This is a genomic window from Gluconobacter kondonii (assembly GCF_002723995.1).
GTDB lineage: Bacteria > Pseudomonadota > Alphaproteobacteria > Acetobacterales > Acetobacteraceae > Gluconobacter > Gluconobacter kondonii.
Window position 1 is genome coordinate 1 of the sequence record NZ_BEWP01000050.1, and the last position, 2,547, is coordinate 2,547.

Annotated in this window: 1 protein-coding gene and 1 pseudogene; both read right to left on the minus strand. The window is 55.8% G+C overall.

The annotated features are described in order from the left end of the window. Positions 1-1,618 (minus strand): annotated as a pseudogene (locus GKO01_RS15635) (recombinase family protein); the annotation flags it as partial. A 217-nt stretch (positions 1,619-1,835) separates the two neighbouring features. Continuing rightward, on the minus strand, positions 1,836-2,297 hold the full coding sequence (locus GKO01_RS15640; RefSeq protein ID WP_099287792.1) for a hypothetical protein: 462 nt from the start codon (positions 2,295-2,297) through the stop codon (positions 1,836-1,838). Positions 2,298-2,547 lie beyond the last annotated feature (250 nt).

Sequence of the window (2,547 nt, forward strand, 5' to 3'; positions counted from 1 at the left end):
TGTACCCTGCACCAAGAACTTCTCTAGAGCGCCAGCGTCCGGGTGACGCTCGGCGTTTTTCCTGTTTGATGCAAATCCCAGCATCGCAGCCAGATCACCCTCAAGAAAAATCCCGAGCTCCCTATTCTCGGGAATAAGGCGGATCCGTGTGATCAGAGAACGGATCGCTTCTACCGTCCGTGTTCCGCTGACTTCATTTTGAAGACTCTCGTGGAGCGTCGCGATCTTCTGGCGATACAGTTCCGCCATGTTGGGGTGTAGCAGGGGAGGCTGGGTAGGCGCGTCGGCCAGTCGTGTTTCGATCTCCGCCTTGCGGGCTTCAAGTTGACCGATGCGGTCTTTGAGGCGTGATCCCGGGACGCCGTCGAGAATAGCCTGAATGGCCTTGTCCAGTTCGCGCTCGATTTTGGGGAGCTCGGACTTCAGAGCGACCAGATCGGCCCCTTTCTCCATCCGCAAACGGTTAACCTCACGTGTGAACTCCTCACAGAATTCTTTGAAGAGCGCAGGGTCCATCATCTGGGTCCGCGGTCCGTTGAGCACGGATTTTTCCAGAACATCCCGTCGGATCGTCAGACGGTTCTCGCAGGTGCCCTTGTTGCGGGCGGTTGAGCAGCCGAGGTGATGTTGTGAGATCATCGAAAAGCCACCGCCACAACAGCCGCATTTGATGAGGCCTGTCAGAAGATGGGTCGGACGTTGCAGGGCGTTGAGGGGATGAACGCCGTTACCGCGGGATTTCTGCGACCAGGTCGTTTTACTCTGGCGGGCTTTGACCGCATCCCAGAGATCCTGCTCGATAATCCGGAGGTCAGGCACGTTCTGAAGAACCCATTCCGATTCAGGGTTGAGGCGGGAGACGCGTTTCCCGGTGCTCGGGTCCTTGATGTAGCGCAGGCGGTTCCAGATAGCCGGCCAATATAGAGTTCGTTGTTGAGGATGCCGGTGCCGCGTTCCCGGTTGCCATTGATCGTTGACGGACTCCAGGCCCCGGACAGGGGACCGCGATGCCTTCGGCATTGAGAGAAAGGGCAATGGCTTTGGGGGATTTGCCGTCGGCATAGTCCCGAAAGATCCGTCGGACGATCTGGGCCTGCTCGTCATTAATGCTGCGCTCTCCGCAAATCGGTTCGCCATGACTGTCGCGCTGTTTGACAACATCGTACCCGTAGCACAGGCCGCCACCGGATTTGCCCAGTTCGATGCGGCCGCGTAGACCCCGCCGGGTCTTGTTCGCCAGTTCCCTGAGATAGAGCGCATTCATCGTGCCAGTCAGGCCGATATGGAGATGATTGATCTCACCCTCTGAAAGCGTGACGATCTTTACCCCAGCAAAGCTCATGCGTTTGAACAGACCGGCAATATCTTCCTGATCGCGAGACAGGCGCTCCATCGCTTCTGTCAGGAGAATCTGCAAGCGATCCGCATTGGCATCCGTGATGAGCTCCTGGATCCCCGGACGGATCAAGGACGCTCCTGAAATGGCCCGGTCAGAATAGCTGTCGATAATCGTCCAGCCCTGTTTGTCAGCATAATCCCGGCACGCCCGGAATTGATCTTCAATGGACGCATCCCGCCGGTTGTCCGAAGAATAACGCGCATAAAGGGCACCTTTCATGGCGGTCTGTCTCCTGGTGATGTGGCGCCTTTCTGGGCGCTCTGCTGACGTAACTGATCTGCTTCAAACCACTCTCGTGCTGCACTCTGTGCAAGAAGGCGCACAACCGTTCGTAGGTGGTTCTCTGCACTTGAAGGGCTGTTTCTGTCTGGCTTTAAAGGCTTTAAAGCGAGCGAACGGTCTGGACTGGCGGGCCGTTCAGCCGGATGCTTCGGGCTCATGGTGAATCACCTGAAGCGCTCCCGCAAGAGTCGTTTGTGCACAGCACAACGGTTTTTTGCTGAAGGGACACCAGCAGCAGGTCGACCACGACCAGTCTTGCAGTCCCGATTTTGATGGTGGTGATGTGACGTTGTTTAGCAAGGCAGTAGGCGGTGCTGCGGGAAAAGTGAAAATGTCTTTCAACGTGGCTCATATGAAGGAGCGCAGGTAAGTCATGATATTGCGTTAGCAGCGTGCCCAGATTAGGAACGTCGGTCTCATTGCGTGCGGCGGCACGGATTTTGCGCTTGATCATCTCTCGAACAGAGGCTGTGACAATACCGGCTTTTCCGAGACGCGCGATCTGGATGTCTCCCTGCCGTACCAGCCGGGTGGCTGTTGCGGCACTGAAGCCGAAATAAATCGGACACTCTTTGAGTGGGACGATCTGGGGAAAATCTCTACTGTGACTCTGCATAATGCCTCCTCGCTTTCGGAGGGCACTCTGCGCAGATCTGAGACTTACGATGGAATCCGCATTTTAGCGGATTCTGACAGACAGCCTATAGTGGTTTCTGATTTGTATCCTCGTAGCTCCGTAGAGCGTTAACAATTGCGTTCGGCAAAGGGAGAAGAATCATAGCCGGGAGTGACGTTTGAAGTAGTTCTTCCGAAGGCTGCTTTTTAAGTGTCAAAACAGGCCTGGGGCGTTTCTTGAGGTGTAGGAG

Coding starts and splice junctions, on each gene's coding strand:
- GKO01_RS15640 (WP_099287792.1), bottom strand. CDS start 2,297: ATGCAGAGTCACAGTAGAGATTTTCCCCAGATCGTCCCACTCAAAGAG.